26 protein-coding genes are annotated in these 25,707 nt (G+C 41.7%); 10 read left to right on the top strand and 16 right to left on the bottom strand.

Features of this window, described 5'->3' with window-relative positions; translation table 11 throughout:
• Nucleotides 1-32: 32 nt before the first annotated feature.
• Together HUJ21_RS21080 and HUJ21_RS21075 are read right to left on the bottom strand one after the other, a co-directional pair.
• Nucleotides 33-185 carry a lmo0937 family membrane protein gene (locus tag HUJ21_RS21080; RefSeq protein ID WP_291372608.1) on the bottom strand — a complete coding sequence of 51 codons (153 nt, stop codon included), beginning with the start codon at nt 183-185 and terminating at the stop codon, nt 33-35.
• Between the two features lie 89 nt (nt 186-274).
• Nucleotides 275-2,035, bottom strand: coding sequence for a DNA mismatch repair protein (locus tag HUJ21_RS21075; RefSeq protein WP_291372607.1), 1,761 nt, complete (start codon nt 2,033-2,035; stop codon nt 275-277).
• A gap of 460 nt (nt 2,036-2,495) precedes the next feature.
• Between HUJ21_RS21075 and HUJ21_RS21070 the strand changes: the two genes are divergently transcribed.
• Nucleotides 2,496-3,302, top strand: coding sequence for a hypothetical protein (locus tag HUJ21_RS21070; RefSeq protein ID WP_291372606.1), 807 nt, complete (start codon nt 2,496-2,498; stop codon nt 3,300-3,302).
• Between the two features lie 153 nt (nt 3,303-3,455).
• On the opposite strand, the gene HUJ21_RS21065 is transcribed toward HUJ21_RS21070, so the two are convergent.
• The 3 genes from HUJ21_RS21065 to HUJ21_RS21055 all read right to left on the bottom strand — a co-directional run bounded on the left by HUJ21_RS21065 (nt 3,456) and on the right by HUJ21_RS21055 (nt 6,139).
• Nucleotides 3,456-4,277: a mechanosensitive ion channel domain-containing protein gene (locus HUJ21_RS21065; RefSeq protein ID WP_291372796.1), complete on the bottom strand. Its 822-nt coding sequence runs from the start codon at nt 4,275-4,277 to the stop codon at nt 3,456-3,458.
• Nucleotides 4,278-4,355: 78 nt separating this feature from the next.
• Complete coding sequence (locus tag HUJ21_RS21060; RefSeq protein WP_366483781.1) at nt 4,356-5,066, bottom strand: methyltransferase domain-containing protein; 711 nt, start codon at nt 5,064-5,066, stop codon at nt 4,356-4,358.
• The gene (locus HUJ21_RS21055) at nt 5,063-6,139 is read right to left on the bottom strand and encodes a type III polyketide synthase (RefSeq protein WP_291372605.1); all 1,077 of its coding nucleotides are present in this window, start codon (nt 6,137-6,139) and stop codon (nt 5,063-5,065) included. Before HUJ21_RS21055 ends, HUJ21_RS21060 begins: the two co-directional genes overlap by 4 nt.
• Before the next feature lie 87 nt (nt 6,140-6,226).
• Between HUJ21_RS21055 and HUJ21_RS21050 the strand changes: the two genes are divergently transcribed.
• Together HUJ21_RS21050 and HUJ21_RS21045 are read left to right on the top strand one after the other, a co-directional pair.
• Nucleotides 6,227-7,096 (top strand): UbiA family prenyltransferase, encoded by an 870-nt coding sequence (locus HUJ21_RS21050; protein ID WP_291372604.1) that lies wholly within the window; start codon nt 6,227-6,229, stop codon nt 7,094-7,096.
• A gap of 263 nt (nt 7,097-7,359) precedes the next feature.
• A complete protein-coding gene (locus tag HUJ21_RS21045) occupies nt 7,360-10,794 on the top strand; it encodes a ThuA domain-containing protein (RefSeq protein ID WP_291372603.1) in 3,435 nt (1,144 codons plus the stop codon).
• A gap of 126 nt (nt 10,795-10,920) precedes the next feature.
• Here HUJ21_RS21045 and HUJ21_RS21040 read toward each other — a convergent pair whose 3' ends face one another.
• Both HUJ21_RS21040 and HUJ21_RS21035 read right to left on the bottom strand, forming a co-directional pair.
• Nucleotides 10,921-12,708, bottom strand: a complete 1,788-nt coding sequence (locus HUJ21_RS21040) for a M56 family metallopeptidase (protein WP_291372601.1) — start codon at nt 12,706-12,708, stop codon at nt 10,921-10,923.
• Nucleotides 12,705-13,082 (bottom strand): BlaI/MecI/CopY family transcriptional regulator, encoded by a 378-nt coding sequence (locus tag HUJ21_RS21035; RefSeq protein WP_291372599.1) that lies wholly within the window; start codon nt 13,080-13,082, stop codon nt 12,705-12,707. The genes HUJ21_RS21040 and HUJ21_RS21035 overlap by 4 nt, the downstream gene beginning before the upstream one ends.
• Before the next feature lie 142 nt (nt 13,083-13,224).
• On the opposite strand from HUJ21_RS21035, the gene HUJ21_RS21030 reads away from it, so the two are divergent.
• The 3 genes from HUJ21_RS21030 to HUJ21_RS21020 all read left to right on the top strand — a co-directional run bounded on the left by HUJ21_RS21030 (nt 13,225) and on the right by HUJ21_RS21020 (nt 15,679).
• Complete coding sequence (locus HUJ21_RS21030) at nt 13,225-13,977, top strand: NRDE family protein (protein ID WP_291372597.1); 753 nt, start codon at nt 13,225-13,227, stop codon at nt 13,975-13,977.
• A gap of 43 nt (nt 13,978-14,020) precedes the next feature.
• The gene (locus tag HUJ21_RS21025; protein ID WP_291372596.1) at nt 14,021-15,010 is read left to right on the top strand and encodes a YpdA family putative bacillithiol disulfide reductase; all 990 of its coding nucleotides are present in this window, start codon (nt 14,021-14,023) and stop codon (nt 15,008-15,010) included.
• A gap of 339 nt (nt 15,011-15,349) precedes the next feature.
• On the top strand, nt 15,350-15,679 hold the full coding sequence (locus HUJ21_RS21020) for a hypothetical protein (RefSeq protein WP_291372594.1): 330 nt from the start codon (nt 15,350-15,352) through the stop codon (nt 15,677-15,679).
• Nucleotides 15,680-15,901: 222 nt separating this feature from the next.
• On the opposite strand, the gene HUJ21_RS21015 is transcribed toward HUJ21_RS21020, so the two are convergent.
• The 5 genes from HUJ21_RS21015 to dusB all read right to left on the bottom strand — a co-directional run bounded on the left by HUJ21_RS21015 (nt 15,902) and on the right by dusB (nt 20,310).
• Nucleotides 15,902-16,120, bottom strand: coding sequence for a hypothetical protein (locus HUJ21_RS21015; protein WP_246255543.1), 219 nt, complete (start codon nt 16,118-16,120; stop codon nt 15,902-15,904).
• A 27-nt stretch (nt 16,121-16,147) separates the two neighbouring features.
• Nucleotides 16,148-17,014, bottom strand: a complete 867-nt coding sequence (locus HUJ21_RS21010; protein WP_291372593.1) for a hypothetical protein — start codon at nt 17,012-17,014, stop codon at nt 16,148-16,150.
• Between the two features lie 350 nt (nt 17,015-17,364).
• Nucleotides 17,365-18,282 (bottom strand): mechanosensitive ion channel domain-containing protein, encoded by a 918-nt coding sequence (locus tag HUJ21_RS21005; RefSeq protein WP_291372592.1) that lies wholly within the window; start codon nt 18,280-18,282, stop codon nt 17,365-17,367.
• 71 nt (nt 18,283-18,353) lie between these two features.
• Nucleotides 18,354-19,265 carry a DMT family transporter gene (locus HUJ21_RS21000; RefSeq protein WP_291372591.1) on the bottom strand — a complete coding sequence of 304 codons (912 nt, stop codon included), beginning with the start codon at nt 19,263-19,265 and terminating at the stop codon, nt 18,354-18,356.
• A gap of 55 nt (nt 19,266-19,320) precedes the next feature.
• Entirely contained in the window at nt 19,321-20,310 is a 990-nt protein-coding gene (dusB, locus tag HUJ21_RS20995; protein ID WP_291372590.1) for a tRNA dihydrouridine synthase DusB, read from the bottom strand.
• A 148-nt stretch (nt 20,311-20,458) separates the two neighbouring features.
• Here dusB and HUJ21_RS20990 point away from each other — a divergent pair, with 148 nt between their 5' ends.
• The 4 genes from HUJ21_RS20990 to HUJ21_RS20975 all read left to right on the top strand — a co-directional run bounded on the left by HUJ21_RS20990 (nt 20,459) and on the right by HUJ21_RS20975 (nt 23,190).
• Entirely contained in the window at nt 20,459-21,406 is a 948-nt protein-coding gene (locus HUJ21_RS20990) for a CPBP family intramembrane glutamic endopeptidase (protein ID WP_291372589.1), read from the top strand.
• On the top strand, nt 21,390-21,596 hold the full coding sequence (locus tag HUJ21_RS20985; protein ID WP_166145698.1) for a DUF2007 domain-containing protein: 207 nt from the start codon (nt 21,390-21,392) through the stop codon (nt 21,594-21,596). Before HUJ21_RS20990 ends, HUJ21_RS20985 begins: the two co-directional genes overlap by 17 nt.
• Nucleotides 21,580-22,419: a phosphatidate cytidylyltransferase gene (locus tag HUJ21_RS20980; RefSeq protein WP_291372588.1), complete on the top strand. Its 840-nt coding sequence runs from the start codon at nt 21,580-21,582 to the stop codon at nt 22,417-22,419. The genes HUJ21_RS20985 and HUJ21_RS20980 overlap by 17 nt, the downstream gene beginning before the upstream one ends.
• Nucleotides 22,420-22,527: 108 nt before the next feature.
• Nucleotides 22,528-23,190, top strand: coding sequence for a phosphatidylserine decarboxylase family protein (locus HUJ21_RS20975; RefSeq protein WP_291372587.1), 663 nt, complete (start codon nt 22,528-22,530; stop codon nt 23,188-23,190).
• A 1-nt stretch (nt 23,191) separates the two neighbouring features.
• Here the strand turns inward: HUJ21_RS20975 and HUJ21_RS20970 are convergent, their stop codons facing one another.
• The 4 genes from HUJ21_RS20970 to HUJ21_RS20955 are packed head-to-tail and all read right to left on the bottom strand — an operon-like array spanning nt 23,192 to nt 25,657.
• A complete protein-coding gene (locus HUJ21_RS20970) occupies nt 23,192-23,836 on the bottom strand; it encodes a response regulator transcription factor (protein WP_291372586.1) in 645 nt (214 codons plus the stop codon).
• Entirely contained in the window at nt 23,829-24,608 is a 780-nt protein-coding gene (locus tag HUJ21_RS20965; protein WP_291372584.1) for an ATP-binding protein, read from the bottom strand. Before HUJ21_RS20965 ends, HUJ21_RS20970 begins: the two co-directional genes overlap by 8 nt.
• The gene (locus tag HUJ21_RS20960) at nt 24,598-25,278 is read right to left on the bottom strand and encodes a hypothetical protein (RefSeq protein WP_291372582.1); all 681 of its coding nucleotides are present in this window, start codon (nt 25,276-25,278) and stop codon (nt 24,598-24,600) included. The genes HUJ21_RS20965 and HUJ21_RS20960 overlap by 11 nt, the downstream gene beginning before the upstream one ends.
• Before the next feature lie 31 nt (nt 25,279-25,309).
• Nucleotides 25,310-25,657, bottom strand: a complete 348-nt coding sequence (locus HUJ21_RS20955; RefSeq protein ID WP_291372581.1) for a hypothetical protein — start codon at nt 25,655-25,657, stop codon at nt 25,310-25,312.
• Nucleotides 25,658-25,707 lie beyond the last annotated feature (50 nt).

The raw sequence follows: 25,707 nt of genomic DNA, 5'->3' as shown, positions 1-25,707 counted from the left end.
GGGCAGCTTTTACTTAAATATTATGAAAACGGCTATACAGATCTTCCACCTATCAGGCGAAACAATACCGCAATCACGGCTAAGACCAATAGAATATGAATCAGTCCACCTACGCTATAAACAAATGCTCCAAAAATCCATCCTATCACAAGGATGATGGCAATTAAATACAATAAAGAACCCATAGTGTTGTTGGTTAAATTAATTTATATATTTTATACATAAATTACCAAAATGTATGCCAAAAAAATTAACCGGTTATTTTTCACCTGTTTCAGTTGATCTTTATTCCCATTAGTTCCATAAGTTTTTGAGCGTTGAAATTTGGACAGGGTCCTCGTTTGATCGTATAATCAAAAACAATTTTGTCCTGCTGAATATCATGGTGAAAACTATAGTTGACCAAGGAAGGCAAGCGGTTTTCCAATTCGCTCAATTCTATGTCATGTGTGGAAATGATGCCTTTGGAGGCACTTTGAGCCAGCTGTCGTATCAATGCCTCACTACCCGTGATCCTATCCGAGGTGTTGGTACCTTTTAATATTTCATCCAAAAGGTAAAATATGGGCGTACCATTGGCAGCATGATCCAGTAATCCTTTGATCCTGGCCAGCTCGGCATAAAAAGAACTCACACTTTCGCCCAGGCTATCCGTATTTCTCATGCTCGTATACAATTGAAAAGGGCCGCAGATAAAGGTTTCCGCAAAAGGGGGTACACCCATTCCAGCCAATACCAAATTGATGCCCACTGTGCGCATGAATGTAGTCTTTCCGGACATGTTGGACCCTGTGAGTAAGACTACTTGTTCCTTTTCATTTAGGGAAAAATCATTGGCAATACAGTGCTCAGGTTTGATCAAAGGATGTTTTACCGCTTTCATGGTCAACACTTTCTCCGTTGACCAGCTGGCTGGGTTGGCCAGCTTTTCCTCTTGTATAAAAGAAGCCAAAGAGACCAGGGCTTCCCAATTCTCGAAATTTTCTTCCCAGTCTTTCATGCTTTTTCCTACCTCTTCTTTCCAACTGGACAGACGGTAAAGCAGATAAAAGTCTGTCCAGAAAAACACATTGAAAATCAGGTACATTAAATTGGTTCTGTTCTGAATCAAGAATGTTAGGCTTTCCAGTTGTTTCAAAGCATCGGAAGCCAAAAATCCATGATTTTTAACCGGTTCCTGATAGGTTTGCAGCAAAGGATGGTCAAAGTTTTCTTCCTCCAACAAACCAGCCCATGCCTGGAAAGTCTTCAGGTCACTGTCATTGGGCATGGCCTTCATGGCCTTCATCAGGGGCTTGAAAACCAGGCTCAATACGCCAAGTCCGATCAAAATAAACAAACTCAGGTAGGCAGCAGGGATATAACCAAACAAGACCCCAATCAAAACCAGTAATCCTGAAATCGGTCCCAGAATCATTGGCAGGAGATAAACAGGCCTCCAGGTAACCGGGCTTTTCAGCCATTGATAGAAAAGTACCTTGGATTTTTCCTGCTTCAGAAAAGCCTTTCCCAGTGCCTCAAAGACAACAAGAAATTTTTCTTTTTTACTCAATTCCATCAAAGCTTCCTGTTTCCTCCCTGCCTCCTCCCGGGGCAGGGAAAACCTCATCCATTGAGCGAGTTTCTTACTTCCTCCTTTACTTACGGTATGATTGATCAATTGATAAAGCGAATGCTCCCCAAAGAGGTCAAGGTCACTGGAAAAAGGATGTCTTGGATCCAAAAATTTGGACCCGGAATCAAAGTCTGACAAGTCTCTCTCCTTCCGTTTTTGTTTCATGTCGGCAATTTCCTTTACTGCCAGATAAAAACCTTCGACATCTTTTTGGTGATTGAATTGAAGGATAAGCCAAACAAAAAGAATACTCAGGGGTATAAAAAACAAAACGGTCCAATGTGCATCAGCAATTCCGACCACCAGGACTATTCCCATCAGAAAAAATAAAATCAACCTGCCTATGGAAAGAAGTAGTATCCTATTTCGGGCCAGTTCCAGAGATTTGTCCGGATCGGTAAGCTCAAATGAAGTATTCATGTATGCTGTTGGTTCATGGATCAGGGGCCAAAGATAAAATTAATTTTTGGGCTTACAGATAATCCTTCATAATCAAGACTTATCCGCTTTTTTTGCCTTCGCCAAATTCCCTAATAATGCTTAATGATATCACTTAAAACTTAAAGGTCAAAAACGCAGTTCCTGATCCTGCAAAGCAATAACTATAATTTTTAAATAAAAAATAAAACATTATTGACAAAAAAAGCTGCAACTAATCAGAATAACAAATAATATTAATTCAAGCTGCATTTTTTATTTAGGAAAACACACTTTTAAGTGGATTTTTGAAAGTATATCTATTTTTTTGTTTTTTGAAATCAAATATATGTTTTGTCAATATTTATAATAAATTAATTTGTTTTTTACTAGTTTAACAATTTATTCAGTATTACTTTTCGATTACAAACAAACGATCATTGACTTAAGCAGAAGGATACAGATGGGAAATCCAAAACTATATTTGGTAAAATGGTTGGTTGCAATCTTTCCTTTCATTCTTATTTCCTGTATTTCAACGGAACAGGAGGACCTGAGTTCAACATCTGCAATCATTCCCACTTTGGAGGTTTCTGAAATGATGGGATTAATAGAGGAAGTGGATCTTTTGGTACTTTCCGCGATGCAACAGGATTTAACCCAGCAAAAGATCATGCCTTTGCTGGACGAATCAAGCTGCCCCGGTACAAGAATTAGCAGGGATGAAAAAAACAAAAGGATAACAGTAGATTATGGCGAAGGTTGTGTCAGCAATAGAGGTTTGGAAAAAAAAGGTACACTTACCATTTCCTACACCGCTAATTTCCTGCATAAAGGTAGCCAATTGACCATTGGATTTGAAAATTTTTCCTTAAACGGAAAACAAATGGAAGGTCAGCGAAAATTGGAAAATAAAGGATATCAGGCAGAAAGCAGAAGCTTAAGATTTGCTTCTGAAGCGAAAAATTTCCAGCTGACCAATTCGAACAGACAAAAGTTCACCTTGGATCAGTCGTATATCAGAGATCTACAGTTGTCTACGGAAAATGCCGGTTTTAGAATTTATTTATCTGGATCAGGAACATTGTCAACGGACAATTATTCCAAAACATCTTTTGAAATTGTAAAATCAATCGTTTTTCTGCAGGAATGTATGGAATCGGGTGTACCTGCACCTTCCGAGGGAAGCATGCAACTGATCAGCGATAAAAATGAAAAAATATTGGTCAATTATGACAGCGATGGATGTTTACTAAATCATCCGGAGTAAAGATTTTATTTTTTAGAAAATAAATTACGTGTGCCGTTGGATGAGAAGTTGATTGAATTTTGGTAGTTGGTTATTTTTTAATGTAGGGTTTGCCCGGAGCCTCTTTAACTTGGTAGTGTTGGAGGCTCCGGCTTTTTCACCCTTTTGATAGGATTATCCTTTAATTTCAGGCTTTCCTTCCGGAAAAAAATGATGCACATCCCGCTGAGGAAAAGGTACTTCTATGTCGTGCGCTTCCAGAGACTCCTTAATGGTTTCCATATTATCCCAGAATACCGGCCACAAATTATCTGCATCTGCCCAACACCTTACTGACAAATCTAGTGAATTATCGCCAAAATTGGTGAAATAAACAGCAGGAGCAGGATCTTCATGAATCCGATCATCCTTTTTCAAGGTGTCCAAAATGACCTGCCGGGTCTTTTTCAAATCCGTTCCGTAAGCTACACCCACAGCCATTTCCACACGACGGGTAGGCTTGACAGAAAAATTGGTAATACTATTGTTTGCCAGGGCTCCGTTAGGAATGGTTACCACCTTATTGTCAAAATTTCGAACAGTGGTATAAAGAATAGCAATGTTTTCTACGGAGCCTAAGGTTCCCTGTGCTTCAATGGTATCTCCCACTTTAAAAGGCTTGAAAATCAGTATCAGGATTCCTCCTGCAAAATTGGCCAATGAACCCTGAAGGGCCAGACCAACGGCCAAACCAGCAGCACCTAAAATGGCAATAAAAGCGGTTACTTCAACCCCCAAGGTGGACAATACCGCCAGTATCAACAAAACATATAATAATCCCTTTAAAAAGCTTCTCAAAAAACTGGATAAGGAAGGTTCTACTTCATATTTGACAAAAACTTTATCTATCGCCTTAAGTGTAAAATTAATTACCCATTTACCGATAAAATAAATAATTACGGCAATCAGAATACTCTTCAGGGCTAGCAAAATAAATGGCACAGCATTTTCCATCATGCCTGCGAAATCAATAGTATCTATATCCATAGTTTAGAATGATTTTGGTTTTAATAATTTTAAAATACGAAAATTTACTCAGAACCAGCAAATAACCTGCCACCTGAATGCCCAATGCCAGGAAATTTTGAATTTTCCCACTCCTGAAGCCTTCAGTATTTGCTCCCAGTCCGATTTGGAAAAAGCCCTCAATACAGAAAGAGGGGCGTCATTTTTTACCATTCCAGACCGTGAAAACAATGCCGTCAGGCCCATTATGCTATAATAAGCCAGGAAATGACGGTGCAAGTCATTGATCACCAATCCCAGCCTGCCCACAGATTTGAGGTTTGCTAAAAGTTCGATGAGTTCTTCATTTGTAAAATGATGGGTAAATAAGGTACATGTCAAAATATCCGCTTCTTGCTTCAGAAATCCGGGATCAAACACATTGCCCACCCTGAAGTCAACATCCACCTCTGCCGCCCTTGCATGCTGCTTTGCAAGGTTTATAATGTGCGGGTTAGCATCTACCCCGATCACCTGGCTGGAGTAGCCCCTATCGCTGGACCATTTTTTTATCAGCATGGCCATATCGCCTCCTCCACAACCCAGGTCTGCAATGGAATAAACCTCCTGTGGTCTTTCCCTGATCAGTTGTTCCAAACCAGAGGTGGTGACGCTGTTGCCACCCAGCAGCCTGTTGATGGTTTTCAGTTCCCGAAGCGTCTGTTCCAATTCCCTTCCATTGCATTGCAAATCGTCCATCAATTCTTTGGCCTGACTCCTTCGTGAAAATTTACCCATCATTTTTCTATCAGTAATGTTTCCAATGTTAACCCCGGGCCAAAACCCATGGCCAATATTTCCCCCTGAATGGTAGGGTCTTCCAGAATAGCCGCCAAAACGAATAAAATGGTGACGGAGGACATGTTTCCAAATTTCTCCAAAATCCGGTGGGAATGAAAGTTCTGTTTTTCTCCAATACCAAAGGCAGCTTCTATTTTTCTTAAAATTTGTTTCCCCCCGGGATGAATGGCAAACTGACTGATCCGGGAAATGCCAAACTTTTTCTCCAAATTGATCTTAAACTCCTGTATCCCATTGCTCAACAATTCTGGTATGTACTTACTGAGTTTCATTTCAAATCCAAAATCCCCAATGGACCAGGCCATTTCTGACTCCCCCTCTATCAAAATATTGCTTTGGTATTGCTTGATGCCAAGGCCCCCCGCAGAAGTTTTTATGAGCACCGCTGCAGCCCCATCACCAAACAAAGCATTGGCAATGACATTGTCCTCATTGTAGTCTTTTTGAAAATGAATGGTGCAAAGTTCCACACCTACCAGCAATACCTTTGCTTCTGGTTCGCTTCGGCATATCCTGTCTGCCAACTTAATCGCATTGAATGCAGCGTAGCAGCCCATAAAATGAATCGCATACCTCTCTATGGTATTGCTGAAACCCATTGCCTGAATAATGTCCATTTCTACACCCGGAGCATACATTCCGGTGCAGGAAACCAATACCAGATGGGTAACATTACCGGGCAATTCATCTGCCTTCAGCAAGCAGCGCTGAATGGCAAGGTTTGCCAAAAGGGGCGCCTCTTTCCGGAAAACATGCATCCTGCTGGCTGTACCCGGAAAAGGCTCCAGGGTATTGTTGTTGGGAAAAAAATTAAACTTATCCGGATCTTCATGATTAAAATCCTTCAAAGCACTATACCGTTGCTGAATTCCGGATTTGCGGTAGACAAAACTTAATTTCCTGCTTTCACTGCTATCCAGTCCATGAGCCATTTGCATAAAACGACTGATGTTTTCCTGTGGGATGGGATTTCCCGGGTTGGCCAGCCCAATACTGACGATATGGCTTTGCATGGATTTCAATTTAGCTGAATTTTATTGTAATTTTCAAGATAAGTAAAAAACAGTTGCCTTGGCGAAAAGTTATCAAGCTTTCTAGTTATGTTTAAAAAATCCAGTTGGGAACACTTAAGAATCCCCTTTTCTTTTTACCTGATGCCCGTATTTTTGTTTGCATTGGCTACCGTTCCCCAAGTGGATACATTCAGAGCCATTTGGGTATGGGTCATCCTTCATTTTTTGCTTTATCCCTCCAGCAATGGCTACAACAGTTATTTTGACAAGGACGAAAAGAGCATTGGCGGGTTGAAAAACCCCAAAAAGGTAACCAAAGGGCTTTACTATCTCTCCCAAACATTTTTTTTCCTCGCCCTTTTGTTGTCCACACTTTTGGGTCCTGTTTTTTTATTCATGGTATTGGTTTACGGTTTGGTGTCCATGGCCTACAGTCATCCGGCTATCCGGCTAAAAAAATACCCTTTCATCAGCTGGCTTACTGCGGGCCTTTTTCAGGGGGCATTTACTTTCGGGATGTGTTATGAGGGGTTTTCAGGGTCTGGTTTAGCTGAGTTGGCACAAAAAGAGGTCTGGATACCGGCCATGCTTACGAGTGTGCTTCTATTGGGATCCTATCCGCTGACGCAGGTATACCAACATGAGGAAGATCTTAAAAGAGGGGATATCACCCTAAGCATCAAACTTGGGATAACAGGAACATTTGGTTTTGCAGCCATCTGGTTCCTGCTGGGAGGCCTGGCCTTTGTGCAGTATTTTATAAGTATGAATTTATCTTCAGCCATTTGGGCTTTTTTATTCGCCATGTTGCCAGTGGTGAGCTATTTTTCGCTTTGGTTTTTACTGGTCCAAAAAAATCCGCAAAAATATGTCAGCCACCAGATGGCCATGTGGATGAACAAAATATCCGCTACAGCCCTGAATCTGTTTTTCATTTATTTGGCAATGCATGGTTAATTGTTTCTTTTTTGACTTTGTTGTACCTGAAACAGGCAAAACTTTCCACACTGGTTCGAGGAGGTTTTGCTGAAATTGGAGTAGATGTTTAAATGGTCCGGCTTATCAGAGTATTACCCCTTTTCCTGGTAAGGAATTAGCACCCGCAATTCGCAGGATTTTATAATCAAAATAGGGTTTAGGGGCATTTAAACTAAAATATTGATAAACGGAAGCTACATAAAAAAGATATTCTTTATATTGCTGCAAAAATCAAACAAAGTATGTATATCAAACGCGTGATGAAGGGCTTTATGGCCCTTTTGTTTGCCGGGCTTTTTATAGGGGCCTGTTCAACCAGATCCGGAGACCCAAAAGTATTGGTTTTCTCCAAAACATTGGGTTATTACCATGAATCCATCCCGGATGGTATTCAGGCAATTTTAAAATTAGGAGAGGAAAATGGTTTTCAGGTAGACACCACCACCAATGCAGCATTGTTTACCGAAGAAATTCTGGAACAATACAGTGCGGTTATATTTCTTAGTACCACTGGAGATGTACTTAACCATTACCAGGAAGCGGATTTTGAAAGGTACATACAAGCTGGGGGTGCTTATGTAGGCATCCATGCTGCAGCGGATACTGAGTATGATTGGGCCTGGTATGGAAAAATGGCTGGAGGGTATTTTTCTGATCATCCGGGCATCAATGACCCACATCCCAATGTACAGGAAGGGCTTATTGATGTAGTAGATAAGTCCCACAGCAGTACTTCTTTCTTACCGGACCAATGGACCAGAACCGATGAATGGTACAGTTACAAGGATTTCAATGAAAGTGTACAGGTATTGATGACCCTGGATGAGGACAGTTATCAGGGAGGAGAAGACATGGGCGAGCATCCCATTGCCTGGTACCATGAGTATGATGGTGGAAGGGCTTTTTACACCGGAGGAGGACATACATCGGCTTCCTTTGAGGAGGAACTGTACCTGCAACACCTGCTTGAAGGTATCAAGTACGCCATTGGAGCAAATAAGAAGCTTGACTATTCAAAAGCCATTAGCAAGAGGGTTCCCGAAGCCAATCGGTTTGAAAAAGTGTCCATGGTAAAGGGCGAATTTACCGAACCCACTGAGATGGCCATTCTCCCCAATCTGGATATTTTGATTGCACAAAGAAGAGGGGAAATCCTGCATTATAAAGCAGGTGATTCCACCACCACTCAATTGACAAGCCTGGATGTTTATTGGAAAACAGATGTGCCAAGGGTAAATGCAGAGGAAGGCCTGATGGGCATCCAGATAGATCCTGATTTCGAGAATAACCATTGGGTATATGTTTTCTACAGTCCCACGGGCAAATCCGTCAACCGGCTAGCCAGGTTTAAATTTGAAGATGACGAATGGAAAATGGATTCCGAACAGGTCATTCTGGAGTTTTATTCCCAACGGGATATTTGCTGCCATACAGGCGGGTCCATTGCCTTCGACAGTGAAGGTTTGCTCTACGTATCGGCAGGCGACAATTCAACGCCATTTAATCAACCAAACCAGGAGCATACCTTAAGGGGATATGCTCCTCTGGACGATAGGCCCGGATTTGAGCAGTACGATGCCGCCAGGTCTTCGGGAAATACCAATGACCTGAGAGGAAAAATAATCCGGATCAAAGTCAATGAAGATGGAAGCTACAGTATCCCTGAAGGGAATCTTTATCCCGAGGGGATGGAAGGAACCAAACCGGAAATTTATGTTCAAGGTAACCGAAACCCATACCGAATCTCCGTAGACAAGAAAACAGGTTACCTGTATTGGGGTGAAGTAGGGCCTGATGCAAGGGCAGACAGCTTGGGAGTGAGGGGTCCCAGGGGATATGATGAGGTCAATCAGGCCAAGAAAGCCGGCTTTTTTGGTTGGCCATTCTTCGTAGGGGACAACTACCCCTACAATGCCTATGATTTTGATACTGGTGAACCAGGTAGACAGTTTGATCCCCTTTCTCCGGTAAACATATCCCAAAACAATACCGGTTTAAGGGAGCTTCCTCCAGCCCAACCGGCCTTTATCTATTATCCTTATGACCAATCAGAAGCATTTCCGCAAGTAGGGACAGGCGGAAGAAATGCCATGGCAGGTCCTGTATATTATTCCGATCTTTATCCAAACGGTGGGGGTCTTCCGGATTACTACGATGGAAAGCTATTCATTTACGAATGGATCAGGGGCTGGATAAAAGTGGTTACCATGGATGAAAATGGGGATTATTTGAAAATGGAACCTTTCATGGAGGGTGTCAGACACAATGCCCTGATCGACCTTGAACTTGGTCCTGATGGCAAGTTGTACCTGTTGGAATATGGAAATGGCTGGTTCAGTGCCAATCCGGATGCGGCCCTTTCAGTAATCAACTATAATCCTGGCAACAGGGCTCCGGTAATTGCAGGATTATCCTCCGACAAGACCTCCGGAAGCCTGCCCCTGGAGGTAAGTCTCCAAGCTGATGTTATGGATCCTGAAAATGACCCACTGACCTATAACTGGGATTTGGGAAATGGAGAATCCATTACTACGGATGTTCCGGAGTTGACGTACACCTACAATGCCATTGGGGACTATGACATTTCCCTTCAGGTGAACGACCCGGACAATGAAACGGCCAATAGCAATACGATTAATGTATATGCAGGGAATGTGGCTCCGGAAATCAATATTGAATTTACCAGCAACGGCAGTTTCTATTTCCCAGATAAGAAAGTAGCCTATGAAGTCAGTGTCAATGATCCCGACGATCCCACAGCAGGGGAAGATTTATCCTCCCTATACGTTTCGGCAGATTACATCGACGGATTTGATATGGCAGAAGCCTCCGTGGGTCACCAGGTCATGTCAGAAGCCATGGCCGGCAAAAGTATCATGGAATCACTTACTTGTAAAACCTGCCACAAGGTAGATGCCGCTTCCATAGGGCCAGCCTATACAGCGGTATCCCAAAAATATGAGGGAGATGCCGCTGCTGCGGATTATTTGGTCAATAAAATCCTCAAAGGTGGCTCCGGAGTTTGGGGAGAGACCATGATGCCTGCCAATCCGGATCTCAAGGAAGGGGATGCCAGAAAAATCGTTGCCTGGGTATTATCACTGGGAGACCTGGAGAGCCTGGCGGCTTCACTTCCGGCTAGCGGTGTAATAGAACCAGCAATGGGCAAAGAAATGGCCCCAAATGGCGTAATGATACTGAATGCCAGTTATACAGATCGGGGAGCTGAAAATATTAAACCCCTGAGTTCTTCTACCTCCGTATTCCTGAGAAACAGTAAAATCAATTTAGGGAATGTGGACGAAATTGAAGGATTCAATGCCTATGATGTAAATGGACAACAAATTTTATTGGCACCTACCTCAAAAGGCCATTTTGCATTAAAACAAATCGATTTGGATGGCATTTCGGGCATTACCTTCCTGGCAGGTTCCCAAAATCCTTTTGATTTTGGTTACAAGATTGAAGCCAGAATTGGAAGCCCGGAGGGGAAAATGCTAAGTCAGGCGGTAATCAGGAAGAAACCTGAAGCAGGTAGGGCACAGTATCCTTTTGAGCTGTCTTTTAAAGATGCTGGCAACCTGGGATATGAGGATCTTTACATTGTGACGGCTGCTTTAAACGAGGAAGAATCAGTCAATATGGCAATCATGTCAATGGAAATGAAGAGCGAATAAGCCCTTTAACCTATATCTACCGTACAGAAAAGGGGTTGTTTCACTAGTAAAACAACCCCTTTTTTATTTCTCCATGGTGGAACTAAAAACTTTTTATGCCGGGTTACAACACAACAATAAAACTGGTTATCTATCGGGATCTGAGGGATGGTTTTTTACGCTTTCTTCTACTTCTTTTATCTTTTCCTGCCTTTCCCGCATCTTTTCTTCAATGGCTTCAAATTTTGCCTCTTGCTGCTTGCTCCAGGCTTCCATTTTAGCTTCAAACTCCTCAATCCTCGGTTCGTTTTCCTTTCTCCAGGCCTCCATCTTCGCTTCAAATTCCTTTATCCTGGGTTCATTCTCTTTTGTCCATGCCTCCATTTTTGCTTCAAACTCCTCCATCTTTGGCTTAAATTCTGCTTCCCAAGCCTGCATCTTTTCCTGAAAAACCTTTTGAGATTCAGCCATTTTCTGTTGAAATGCCTGCATTTTTTGTTCAAATCTTTCCTTTTGAGCCAGGCCGTCAGGAGTTGTATCCCTGTGGAACTGAACGATTTTTAAGGCATATGTACGGATACTGTCTCCAAACCCCTCCGCAAAGGTCCTGGAAATAAAGGGCTCGGCATCTGGAAATGCAGGAACTGCGGGAAAGGATGGGAACACCGGAGGTGGGGGAAGCGACAGGAACGGCATATCCGGGAGGCTATCTGTATACACAAATGTTTCTACAAAATTACCAATTGAGTCAATGTCTACCTCCACATCTAGAAGGATGTCTCCGGCCGCTGAGCCTGGCAGGCTGTCTGCGGAAGCAATACCCAGGCGCAATCCAATGGGCATGTCCCGGTCTACATTATAAATTGTGGTGTAATTGACCCGGGTCTCCAGCCAATTTTCACCGGGAAGTTCTTCCTGCTGAGCTGTTCCCAGCAATAGCACGAAGCTTAGCAAACTAGTAATCATCATGGTTTTAGTAATTAATGGTGTGTGGATTATTGAGGAGGGTTTCATTCCCATCATTCTCTGTATCCTGCGAAGCGTGGGGAAACCCGATTTTTTTGCGGCCATAGCCAGATGGGGAGCCTGTATGCCGGTCCTGTTAACGAGGTGGGCCAGGGCATGTGCCAGATCTGGGCCTTTTGCTCCGCAGGCTATCGCTAAATCATCAGTAGCCTGCTCTCTGGACTCCCTCACTATCTCATTGATCCACCAAAAGCCCGGATGGTAGAAAAAGATCATTTCAAGAAACGACTGAAATAAGTTGAACGCAAAATCATGGCGGCGTACATGGGCCAGCTCATGCGCCAATATGGCCTCCAGTTGACTGGCTGGCATACTGACAAGCAAGCTGGCCGGGATCAGTATCATGGGTTTAAGTATACCGAATGCCAGGGGAACTTCTATTTCATCGCTCTTCCTGACGGAGACCGGAAGCCTGATTCCCATTTTTTCCAGACAGGCTCTGGTACTATCTGAAATCCAACTTGGTAAATCTGACGAAGACCTTCTTTTGATTTGTTGCAAATTGGCAAAATTGCCCAACAGGCGCAGCATATAAAAAACCACGCCAATAAACCAGACATTGACCAGATAAGGAATCGCCTGATGGAAAAAATCAACGACCAAAATGGTCAACTCGGGGTGTTTCTCGCCCGGTCCGGAAGGCAGGGTCAGGTAAATCGGTACAGCCGATGGCATGACAGACACGGCCGTCAGTTGCAAGTATTCATACCAGACGGTGGACAGAAAGCACAGGAACATCAGGATCAGGCCGGAAAAACCTGCCAGGTAGCGGTATTTGGGTCTCCGGAATATCGGAATACGCAGTATCAGAGCACATAAGCCGGCCAGCAAAAGAAATTGCCACAAGGAATGAAGCAAGGCCCAGCCCAGTACTTCCGGTAAGTTCGAAAACGACCAGTGCAGTTTCATGAGCCTTTGTTCTCTATTTCGTCTAAAAACGCTCTGATTTCTTCAATTTCCTCCCTGGAGGGATCACTTTGTCCGAGGGCTTGCATGACCAGTTTCTTTGCTGATCCACCAAAAGTCTTGCTGATAAAACTTTTCACAAGTGATTGCTGGGTATCCTTCTGACTCACTACAGCACGGTAAACATGTTTTCTTTTTTGATCATCCCGGCTAAGTAAACCTTTTCCATGCATGTTTTGCATGATTTTCAAGGTGGTCGTATAACCGGTCTCCTTATCCCGGGCCAATTCCTCGTGTACCTCCCGCACGCTGGCTTCGCCCATGTCCCAGATAATCGCCAATACTTCCAATTCTGCCGCTGTTGGTTTTTCCTTCATCTTTAAATACGATTGATTTCGTACCAAATATATACGATAAAAATCGTAAGTCAAAGTTTTATACGATTTTTATCGTATTAAAATTTGTTAAAAATTTTCATTATTGTTTTTTTCTGTAACATGCTTCTCGTTTAATTTGTACATGTGTTTGATTACTTTTAGTTGGCAGCAGCATCCGGATTACAAACTGATATTGGTAGCCAACAGGGATGAGTACTTTCAAAGGCCTACCCAATCTCTTCACCAGTGGGAAAATGGGATCTATGCGGGCAAGGATTTGAAAGAAGGGGGTACCTGGCTGGGTTTCCATCCGAATGGCCGTTTTGCCGCATTGACCAATTTCCGGGACATGTCCAGGGAAAAGCCGCGGGAGAGATCCAGGGGGGAGCTGGTATCTGGTTTTTTAGATGGCAAGCTTTCGCCATTGTCCTATTTGAAGCAGGTAGAAAAAGCCAGAGAAAACTATAATGGATTTAACCTGCTGGTGGGGGAAGGAGATGCATTGTATGTTTATTCAAACTACGGCGGAGGCATTCAACGGGTAGCACCGGGAATACATGCCATATCCAATGCCTTTCTGGATACTCCCTGGCCAAAAGTAATTCGGGCAAAGGAGCAGTTGAAAACCATGCTTGACCACAAAAAACCCGGCCTTGATGAATTGTTGGGTTTGCTTCAATCCAAAATGCCTGCTCCTGAAAAAGACCTTCCTGAAACTGGTTTATCTGATGAACTGGAAAAAGCCGTATCAGCCCAATTTATTCAGGTTGGTGATTATTATGGCACAGTAAATACCACTGCTGTGCTCTGGCACCAGGATGGAACCGCGGAGATTAAAGAAATCCGTACCGTACCTCAAAAGGAAATCAACGAATTTGCGATTCAGGTAAAATAGCTACAATCAGGAACTATGATTCAAAAATCATGTTAATAATCATATGAAAAAGTTGGAATTGTTGATTATTGGGGCCGGGCCTATAGGATTGGCCTGCGGTATAGAAGCCCAAAAGAAAAATCTGGACTACCTGATAGTGGAAAAGGGGGTACTGACCAATTCAATTTTTAACTATCCTGTCAATATGACTTTTTTTTCCACCTCCGAGAAGTTGGAGATGGGAGATATCCCCTTCATGTCCATCTCCAATAAACCAACCCGGCCTGAAGCACTGGAATATTATAGAAGGATAGTCAAACATTATCAGCTAAAAATCAGCTTGTACGAAGAGGTACTCCAACTGGAGAAAAAGGGTGATGGGTTTGCCATCAAAACATCTAAAGGCGAGTATCAGGCAGAAAAACTGGTATTGGCTACAGGGTTTTACGACTTACCCAATACCATGAATGTTCCTGGGGAGGAACTACCAAAAGTAACCCATTATTATAAAGAACCCTGGCCTTATATCGGGCAGAAAATAGTAGTGGTCGGTGGTGGCAATTCTGCAGTAGATGTAGCCCTGGAAACCTGGCGAAAAGGTGCAGAGGTGACCATGGTGGTGATGAAACCCCAAATTGACCAAACCGTGAAATACTGGGTTTTACCGGACATAGAAAACCGGATCAAGGAAGGATCGATCAAGGGCTATTACAACACCACCATCAAGGAAATCAGGGAAAAGGAAGTGGTACTGAACACACCGGAAGGTGAAATAACCATCGAAAATGATTATGTGCTTGCCATGACCGGCTACAAGCCAAATTTTGCCTTGCTGGACCAGTTGGGTGTAGAACTAAGCCTGGATGAAAAAAGGCAACCCTGCTATGACGACAGCAGTCAGGAATCCAATGTGCCCGGTTTGTATCTGGCAGGGGTTGTTTGTGGCGGATTGAATACCCGGGAATTTTTTATTGAAAATACCATTGTACATGCCCGGGCCATCATTGATGATATTGTAAAAAAGAAAGCCATACCTTCAAAAGTGGAAAAATAAGGGTTTTGGGTATCAAATATCAAGACAAAAAACCCTGTCCCCAGCATTGCATCTGAGAGAATTCAGGAAAGGCTATTGACCACCGTCAATCCAGGTTCATTAGTAAACACCACCCACTTATCATTTAAATTTTCGTTAATTATCAAATTTGACAATAAAGCTACCTGTAAATCAGAGGCCCCTTGGTTCGAACACAAGAAAATGAATATAGGTGTCTGATATTTTATAGGTAACGCAAAATGTTGTACATGTGGTAAGCTATCTTTTTTTGTACTTCCCAGGTGCTATAGAATTGGAAAAGGGGAAGAAGGAGCCCTAAGTGGCACTACAGAAGCAGGGTTGAAAAGGACCAAAGAGGAAGAAGCTTTGCTCTCCGAAATCATCAATGTGCTCAATGACCGCTTCGGGACCAATTTTGAAGAAGCTGACAAGCTATTTTTTGACCAGATAGAATCGGAATTGATGGAAGATGAAACCTTACAGACCCAGGCAAGAGTAAACAAAATGGACACGTTCAAATTTGCTTTTAACGATAAGTTCATTGACAAGCTCATTGGACGCATGGATCAAAATCAGGAAATCTTTGAAATAATCCTGGAAGATAAAATCTTTGGCGACCTGGTAAAGGAATTGATGATGAAGAAAATTTATAAAAAGCTGAATGAATGATGGCAAGGCTGACCGGGCCTTTTTCCATAATCCGGTCGGGTTCAATATGGGGTTAAAAGCTGGCTTTCAGCTTGCCTTCCTGAAGCATTTAACAATTACCGGTGGAATAAAGTAAACACAAATAGAAGGAAAGGACATAGCAACAAAAAGCAAGTCCAAATTTTGAACCTGCCTTTTCGATCAAACTGCTAAATTCGTATTTTTAATAAATACGATAATAATTTAGACCTTACCTTTATCAAGCAGCCATTTAAAAACATAATAGCTCAGGTAATACCAAAGAACTGCAGCTCCTATTGAAGTATAAAAACCGACTTCAAGAGGGCTAAATGATCCATATGAACCAAAGGCCATAAATATTATTGCCATTCCAATGCTGCCAATAATAAATCGTTTTTTAGTCTTTTTAGGTTGGTTAATATTCATAATTAGATTTTTCATTTAATTTTTTTTTACCCATGTTTATTTTTATCTAAAACAAGATAAAAGTAAACCGGAAATAATGCTGTAGGAAGCACCAGAAATAAAACCACCTGCCCCACTTACCATCCCAGCGCTGACGCATCCAGTAACAGTACCTACAACTGGAAATGCGACAGTCCCGGCGGTTGCACCTGCATAACAACCAGCGGTCGCTCCTGCGGCAAAACCAACAACTGCATCACCCCAAACATTTCTCATATTAACTGAACAACCTGCAACCTGGTTTTCATTATCAATACTGTCCTTTATTTTATCCCTGATCTTTTCAATTCCGTCATTAAGAATAAAATCCGAAACAACTATAGCTCCAAATGAAAGTGAAAGCAATGAGACCTTTTCGCCATAGTTTAATGAAGATTCTATGATTTCCCTTTCAAATAAATTAGCGACACTTTTTGCGTCAGTGGGGTTTTCTGTTGTAAGTAATTTCTGAATAAAAGGTTCAGTCATTTTTATCTGGCTTTCATTAAAAATGTTTGCATCACTTAACAATATATTTTTAAGCCTATTATTTGGCCTATTTGTTAGGTTCAACAATTCATTCATTCTGAAGGAATAAGTGTTAAAACCATCGCTAGGTAAAGAAAAAATTTCATTGTTTAATCCATCCAGGATTCCCATGAGTAATCTTTCCTCCAAATCATGATTACTTTGAAGCTTTACAGGAACGCTTATTTCCAACTGTTCAATTGCCAAATCTAATCCTGTATTATAAAAGGCTTTCATTTGTTCAATTTCCTGAGTATATGTTCCCTGGAATTGATTTTCCAGGGAAGGATCAGATTCTATATCATTACATGATATAAGAGACAAAATAATTATAGATATATAATAAATCCGTGAATTTTTCATTGTAAACAACTATTAAATAAAACATCAAAACTTCAAAAAACCTGTTAATCCGATTAAATCGGAACCGATACAAAAAACGATGATTTAAACCTTTAATAGTATACGAAATTGTTAACAAAAGTATTAAATTATATAAAAAGAATGATTTAAACAAAAAAAATAAATAAAAAATTTATAAAAAATTTTTTCGATCCAAAGCATAAGTGGGAGAACTAAATGGCAGGAACCAGTAGAAACGGTTTTCTCTTCTTTCACAAACCCCCTAACCTACTAACTGAATTTTTTTATCCAACTCGAGATTTGGTTGTTAATTTCAAGGATGCTTTTCCAGTCCCAAATATTCGCCGAAATTATTTTCCCTTGCTAGGGTTTGTTTCCGGATGGACCTTATCCTGATGGAGCAGGATGGTAGAGGTAGGGTAGGCAATGCGGATATTGTCTTCGGGATCCAGTCGTTCCAGAACGCTTTCCGTAATGGCATGCTCAAACATCCTTCTTTTTTTTGGGTCGCACAAATAGCGCATGGAGAGCTGAATGCCCCGTTCGGTAATCTTCGTAAAAATCATTGGCGTAAACTGCTTGTAAACGATCAAATGATCCTGCTTGGCTTTTTTAAACACCCGCTCTGCCAGCTTCAAATCTTCTTTCAGGTGTTCGTTTAAGATTTCCAACAAAATAGCCTTTGCCTTTTTGAAATCACTCCTGAGGGTAATGTATATATTTTGTTCGTTCCAGATATAATTGAAGCCGATGGAGTAATTGGCCTGGGCATCCATAAAAACCTTGCCGTTGGGCACATGGATAACCCTCCCCGTACTTTGATCTGCATCCACCCAATTCCCTATTTCAAGTAAAGAAAATTGGAAAAGCCTGAGATCTATGACATCTCCTTGTACTTCTCCGATTTGAATCCGGTCGCCCACATCAAATGGTTTTCTCAGGTAAATAAAGGCCCATCCGGCAATATTGACAAAAATATCCTTCAGGGCAATGGCTATACCTGCTGATAGCAGTCCGAAAAAGGTAGTGACGGATTGAAAATTATTGATCCAAAGGTTGCCTATGATCAGTATCCCAACGATAAAAGAAGTGTATTCTATGACCTTTCTCCAATGGTACTGCCGTTTCAGTTCCACTGCATCCCCTCTGTAGATCAGCCTTACGGAAATTTTGTTGATCAACCACATGATAAAAATTATCAGGAGGGTCTGTAGGATCCTGTTCCTCAAGGCTACATCAATGTCAAAATCTAAGAGGTTGTCAAACATGTTAATGGTGTAATCAAAATCAAGCTTTAAACTAGGCAAATAAATAGCAATAATTCAACGTAGAAGAAGAATTATTTTGAATGCCCTGATCTACGGTTGCCAATCCAGACTCCAATGATTACGGCAAAGATCCCAAAATAATGCAATGGAAATAATTTTTCTCCATCCCAGACACCCCAGAAAATGGCCACCAATGGCACCAGGTAAGTCACAGAGCTGGCGAAAACAGGAGTCACCATTTTGACCATGGTATTGAAAAGCACCAATGCGGCGGCAGTACCGATAATCCCCAAGACCGTAACATAGCCTGCTGCCGTCCAGGCACCATCCACATGAAGAAGCTTAAATGAAAATCGGGTATAAGCCAATAAATATATAGCCGCCAGAGGTAAAACCATCATCAAAGATATGGCTGTAATCGTTTTTGGTTTGATTTCCGGTACGCGGTACTTGATGATATTTACATTCAGCCCATAACATACCGTAGCGCAAACTACGAAAAGACCATAAAAATTAAAGTCTGAAAAAAACGAAAATCCACTGTCAGAACCGGCCAATACCAATATCCCCACTCCCAGGAAAGCAATGATTAAGCCCAGGGAAATCCTCCAGGTAATGGTGGCATGAAAAAACAAGGCTCCCACCAGCACCACCATCAAAGGGGTGAGCGCATTGATTACCCCTGCCAGAGAAGAAGAAAGGTTGGTCTGGGCAGTAGCAAATAAAAAAGAAGGGATAAAACTTCCCACAAAACCGATCACCAGAAGGTACCCCATCTGCCGCCCGGTCAAATGCTTTAAAACTGGCATGGCCAAAGGAAGCAAAACCGTACCTGCTGTAACGATCCTTAAAGCTCCCACCTCACCGGCTGAAAAAACCAGTAGGGCTTTTTTGATCAAAATGAACGAACTCCCCCAAATCAAGGCCAGGACAATCAACATCCCCCAGTTTTTGAGCTGTTGAAACTTGTCGGCTTCAGACATTTGCAGGCGAAATTTTCATTTAATAAACAAAATGTAAAATCAGAAATGAACAGATTTAGAATTCGGCTCCTGCAAATACCTTTGACACTTCATCAAGGATCTGAACTACACCAGGGTAATCTTCAGTAGTAACCAGTGCCGTACGGTAAGGTTTAAAGTGAGGAAGCCCCCTGAAATAATTGGTATAATGCCTTCTCATTTCAAGCAATCCCAGTTTTTCCCCTTTCCATTCCACAGAAAAATCAAGGTGTCTTTTGGCCACAGCTACCCTTTCTTCAAGGTCCGGACCAGCCAATAAATTTCCTGTTGAAAAATAATGTTTGATCTCGTTAAATATCCAGGGATAGCCAATGGCCGCCCTGCCGATCATGATGCCATCCACACCGTATTTATCCCTGTAGATTCTGGCTTTTTCGGGGCTATCAATATCCCCGTTGCCAAAAACAGGAATTTTTATCCTGGGATTATTCTTGACATCCGCCAGGTATTTCCAATTCGCCTCCCCTTTATACATTTGCTTGCGCGTGCGGGCATGTATGCTGATGGCCTGAATCCCAATATCCTGTAGCCTTTCTGTCACCTCTTCTATCCTTATAGAGTTTTCGTCCCAACCCAGTCTTGTCTTCACGGTGACTGGAATATTGACCTCCTTAACGATTTCCGCTGTCATGGAAACCATCTTATCAATATCCAGCAAAATTCCCGCTCCAGCTCCTTTACAGGCTACTTTATTGACGGGACAACCATAATTGATGTCAAGAATGTCAGGGCCAGCTGCTTCGACAATACTTGCCGCTTCCCTCATGGAGCTTATTTCATTGCCAAAAATCTGAATACCTATGGGTCTTTCGTAATCGTAAACATCGAGTTTTTGTACCGATTTTGCTGCATCACGTATCAACCCCTCCGAACTAATGAACTCCGTAAACATCAGGTCCGCACCGTTGCTTTTGCAAACAGCCCTGAATGGTGGATCACTGACATCTTCCATAGGGGCCAGTAAAAGGGGAAATTCCCCCAGATTTAAATCTCCGATTTTTATCACGCCTGGGATTTTTTTGCAAAAATGATTGTTTTTCCTTGAATATCAATAAGATTGCCAATATTCTGGACGATATGGCTTGAATTTATTTAAATGCTAATAGAGCAAGTACCTTGTGGTGCCCGCTAATTCATGTAAATTTACTGAGAATATGGAAATATATGAACATCGACCGGGCCAGCAGACAAACCAACATTGGTTACTTTCCATCACCGTACTGGTATTGATCGTTTTTGGCACGCTGGCAATTTTACAAACCATTGCCATTGGTTTGATCCCAGTATTCTTCGGCATTTCGTTTGATGAACTTCCCGATCTGCTCGCTACAACACTTGATCATCCCAACAGCAGAATGGCATTTTTGTTTATTCAGGGCCTGGGCGGGGGATTGGCTTTTCTGCTGGGTGGCTGGTTATTTATCCGGTTGGTGGATAAAAAGACGCTAAAAATCAAAAAACAATTTGCCAGGGCAGAGCCCGGTAAACTATGGATAATACTCCCCTTACTTTTTGGCTTTGTGCTCTTCAATTCACTTTTGGTCTATCTGAACATGAACGTGGAATTTCCCGAGGCTTTGAGCGAACTGGAAGCCATGTTCAGGGAGAAGGAAGACCAGCTCATGGAATTGACAAAGTTCCTGACGGATTTTGATTCCACCGCTGAATTATTAATGGGAATATTGGTTATAGGCATACTGGCAGGTGTGGGCGAGGAATACCTTTTCCGGGGAATTATACAGCCCAAATTGCATAATTACACTGGAAATGCTCATTTAGGTGTATGGATCACGGCATTCATTTTTTCAGCCATTCATTTTCAGTTTTATGGTTTTTTACCCAGACTCATGTTAGGAGCATTATTTGGTTACCTTTACCTTTATTCAGGTACTTTGATTTATCCGATGCTGGCACATATTCTAAACAATACATTTACATTAATCCTGGTCTATTTGAATAAACTAAGCCTTATCGAGTTCGACATGGAAGATGCATCGAACCTTTATTGGGAATATGTAGTCTTGGGATTGATTGTTTTTCTAATCAGCTGGAAAAAGTTTTTAACCTTCCAGAAAACTGAAACCTATGGGGAAGTGGCATAAAGTTTTCGAAACGGATTCTCCTATCAGGGCAGAGATCGTGAAAGGGGTTTTGGAAGAAAAAGGCATTGCAGCAGTTATTTTAAATAAAAAAGACCCGGTTTACAGGATTCATGGTAACATCGAAGTGATGGTATTCACGGAAGATGCCGTTAAGGCAATAAATATTATTGATCATGAGATCTCGTTTTAGTATCAGCAATTACAGCAATCTCGCCCAACGTGTGATCACCGCATTGATTGGGGCCATTGCCATCATCAGCAGTGCCCTTTACAGCGAATGGTCTTACTTTGTCATATTTGCCATCATTCTTGGTTTTACCCAAATGGAATTTTATAAGCTTTCGGGATTGGACGGAATGCTACCACTCAAAAGCTTTGGTACCTTTGTGGGGCTTTTGATTTTTACCTTTACTTTTCTGGAAGAGATGAAAATCATACCCATTGCCTATTATTTTCTTGTATTTCCGCTGGTTTCGATGATTTTTTTCATCAAACTTTACAGGAAATCTGACAAAAAACCTTTCACTGGCATTGCCTATACCATTTTGGGTATATTCTATGTGGCCATTCCCTTTTCCCTATTAACCGTTGCTGCATTTTCCGTAGACAAGACATTTCATTACGAAATCATAATTGGCTCACTTTTTATCCTCTGGGCAAGTGATTCCGGGGCTTTTTTTGCTGGCACCAAATTTGGAAAAACCAAACTATTTGAGAGGGTTTCTCCTAAAAAATCATGGGAGGGTAGTCTTGGTGGGGCTTTTACGGCAATAGTGGTCACTTATTTTATTTCCAAAAATTTCACTGTTCTTCCGGAATGGCAATGGTTTTGCATCATGACCATCATTATCATTGCGGGCACCTATGGAGACCTGATAGAGTCCCTCTTTAAAAGAAGCATTGCGATTAAGGATTCCGGAAAAGGCCTTCCCGGACATGGAGGGTTTATGGATCGTTTTGATGGATTATTGTTATCTACCCCATTTATCGTAGCATTCTTGAAAATATTTTAATATTTCCTTAAAAAAATTTTAATATTGTAAGGAGATGTGCCCACCTTATCGGTTTCTCGCTTTAAAGGGAAGACAGGGAACCTGTTTTTGAATTAACGTTTTATTACCATGACCATTCATAAAGAAGGAAAATCACTTTTGTTCTGGACGCTAATTGTCCTTGCCGGCATCAATATAGGACTGCATCAATTGATACCTGAAATGGATTTGTTTCTGAATCTGTTTTTATTGGGCAGCATCATACTGTACCTGGCTGTGTTGCAATTCTTCCGAAACCCTGCCATACCCCTTCCTGATGATCCACAGCTGATCTATGCTCCCGCTGATGGAAAAGTTGTTACCATAGAAAAAACCCTTGAGGATGAATTCCTTAATGAGGAAAGGGTGCAGGTATCCATTTTCATGTCACCAATCAATGTACATGTCAACAGGTCTCCCATTACGGGAATCCTTAAGTATTTTAAGTACCACCCTGGCAAATTTCTGGTGGCCTGGCACCCAAAATCAAGTTCAGACAACGAGAGAACTTCTCTGGTAATTGAGCACCCCAGTGGCATTCAACTAATGGTGCGCCAAATTGCGGGTGCTGTGGCCAGGAGGATCAAATGGTATGTAGCAGAAGGAGACCCTGTGGTACAGGGGCATGAATTTGGGTTCATCAAATTCGGATCCAGGGTGGATGTTTTTATCCCCACAGATGCTGAAATTTTGGTGGATGTCAATCAAAGTACCAGAGCAGGGATTACTCCTCTGGCCAGGTTCAAGGCCTAACCTACCCCAGCCCCATCTCCAATGCCTTTTTGACCAATTCTGCCATGGAAGATACTTCCAGCTTTTGATGCAGGTGTTTCCGGTGTGTCTCCACCGTAAACACGCTCAGGTGAAGCGCATCGGCTATCTCTTTACTGGTTTTACCTTTTGCAATCCACTTTAATATCTCAATTTCCCTTTTGGAGAGCTTGAAGGCCATTTTGAAGTGATCGTATTGCTCAAAATCATCGTCTTCAGCTTGTTTCAATACATGGTCAAAATTGGCCAGGTACCTGTCTTCCATCACTTCTCTGATAGTAAAGATCAGCTCGTCGGTATCTGCATTTTTCAGGATATAGGCATTCACACCCTGTTTGATACATTTCCGGAAAATTTCTTCTTCATCGTACATGGAGAGTACTATTGTTTTGATTTTCCACCTTTTCTTCTTGATATGCTGAAGAATCGCCAGGCCATTTGTACCAGGCATGTTCATGTCTGTGATCACAAGGTCTACCTTTAAATTTTCCAGGGCCTCTTTTGCCTCTTTACCGTTGTGGAATACCCCTACTATCTCGAAATCAGCTTCTCTGGAAAGCAGGTTTTGAATACCTGCCGCAAAAAGCTTGTGATCATCGGCCAATAATATTCTGGTTTTGTTAACCATGTTTACTCAAAATATTTTTTTCTAATGAAATGCATATTTGTGTTCCCTTTTGTGGGGCAGAGTTCACTTCTACCTGGCCTTCAATGGCCTGAATTCTGGATTTGAGGTTCTTTATACCTAAGCCATTGGAAGGCTCTGAGGCATCAAAACCTACCCCATCGTCTTCTATGGTCAATAAAAACATTTCTTCATCCATAGAAAGTTTGATGCTAATCAAGGTTGGAGAGGCATGTTTGATGGCATTGTTCAGACACTCCTGAACCATCCGTATCAATACCAACTTTTTGTCTCCATCTATAAAATTGACCGGACTCCCCGACTTTTTGAAAGCAGTAGCGCAATATCCACTTTTTTCGATCCTGCTTAACTCTTCTATCAGAAAACGCTCAAATTCCACTTCCCTGATATAATCCTTGTTGATTGATTTGGATAGACTCCTTACTTCCCTTATGATTTGGTTGATCAATTTCTTCCCTTCACTAAGGCCTGAACCATCCGGGTTATTCAAAACCAATTTCGTGAGAGACAACAACTGCCCGATGTTGTCGTGCAATTCCTGACTCACATGATACAAGGTTTGCTCACGGATCTCTTTTTCCGCGTTTAATATGGTGTTTTCATAGTCTGCCTTCAGAATTTGTATTTTGTGACGGTTTTTAATTTGTCGCTGTCGGTGAATAACCACGATCGTAATGATAAATACTGCCATGATAACCATTAATACTACTCCGGTAAGAATGGCAAGGAAAGTATTTAACGCATTATCTTCCATTCCTGCTCATCCTATAGATCAAAGTAGAGTAAAAGGACAATCCAAAAATTAAATAAAGCAGGGCAGCAAAAATCCTGTTCATGGAGGCAAGTATCGTAAGGTACCATTTATCAATATCCCATAAAATATTAATGGAACCGAAATAAATGAAATTAGGGCAATAAAAAAGGAGGATGGCCGCAATATTCCAAAAATGGGGAACACTCAACAGCGGTTGATCCCAATAGCCTTCCACCAAAAAGACCCGGTACAACAGGTAACAACATACTACAATAATACCAATGCTTCCCAAGAGATGTGTGTAATGCTGAAACATCATGGTGGGATTTTGGAAAAAAAAAGAATTGATAGTAGCGCAGGTCAAAAAAAAGAAGATAAAAATCAACAACAGCCGTTTAACCTTTACCTGATCTATCAGGGAATTCAGGTAAGCCAAAATCAATAAGGTCTCCCCGATCACGAAAAAAAGGTTGTATACCAATACGTTTCTTTGACCTTGTTGTACCAGGTAATAGGCATACAACTCAAAAGCCATTACGTATACAATAATAATAAAAATGAATAGATGTGTTTTTTTCTCTCCCAAACCATATTTATGGTTAAAATAGAAAAAAACCAATGAAAACGACAGTCCTAAACCAATAAAGGAATAGTATAAGAGCGGTGTCATGGGAATGGTTGGAATAAATCAGGAAGCAATATCAACAATCCGGAGGACAAACCTTGCCCCCATTTACGATCATGGTTTCCTGATCGGGATCCTGATTATCGTCTGATGCCGCAAGCACCAGGGTTAATTTACCAATATAGGCTTCGGCACGGTCCTGGTCTTCTCTTTCTGACAAGGTATCCTTATCATACATGCCCATAAAAACCTTAATCCCGCCTGATTTTGGATCAGTTTGTGCCAATAATTTTTCAATGGTTTCCCTGTCAAACCAAACGGACCTGGTCTGATCCTTTGCTGTTTCTTTATTGATGGCCTCTTCAGCTTCGGTGATAAACTTTTTGTAATTCAGCTTAAGCTTTTCAAATTTTTTAAAATCCATTATAATTTATTATTTTAGGTGATACTGTATTAGTCAAAATTAACCATTAT

The organism is Cyclobacterium sp., assembly GCF_014762705.1.
Lineage (GTDB): Bacteria > Bacteroidota > Bacteroidia > Cytophagales > Cyclobacteriaceae > Cyclobacterium.
This window is presented reverse-complemented; position numbering and strand designations above follow the sequence as displayed.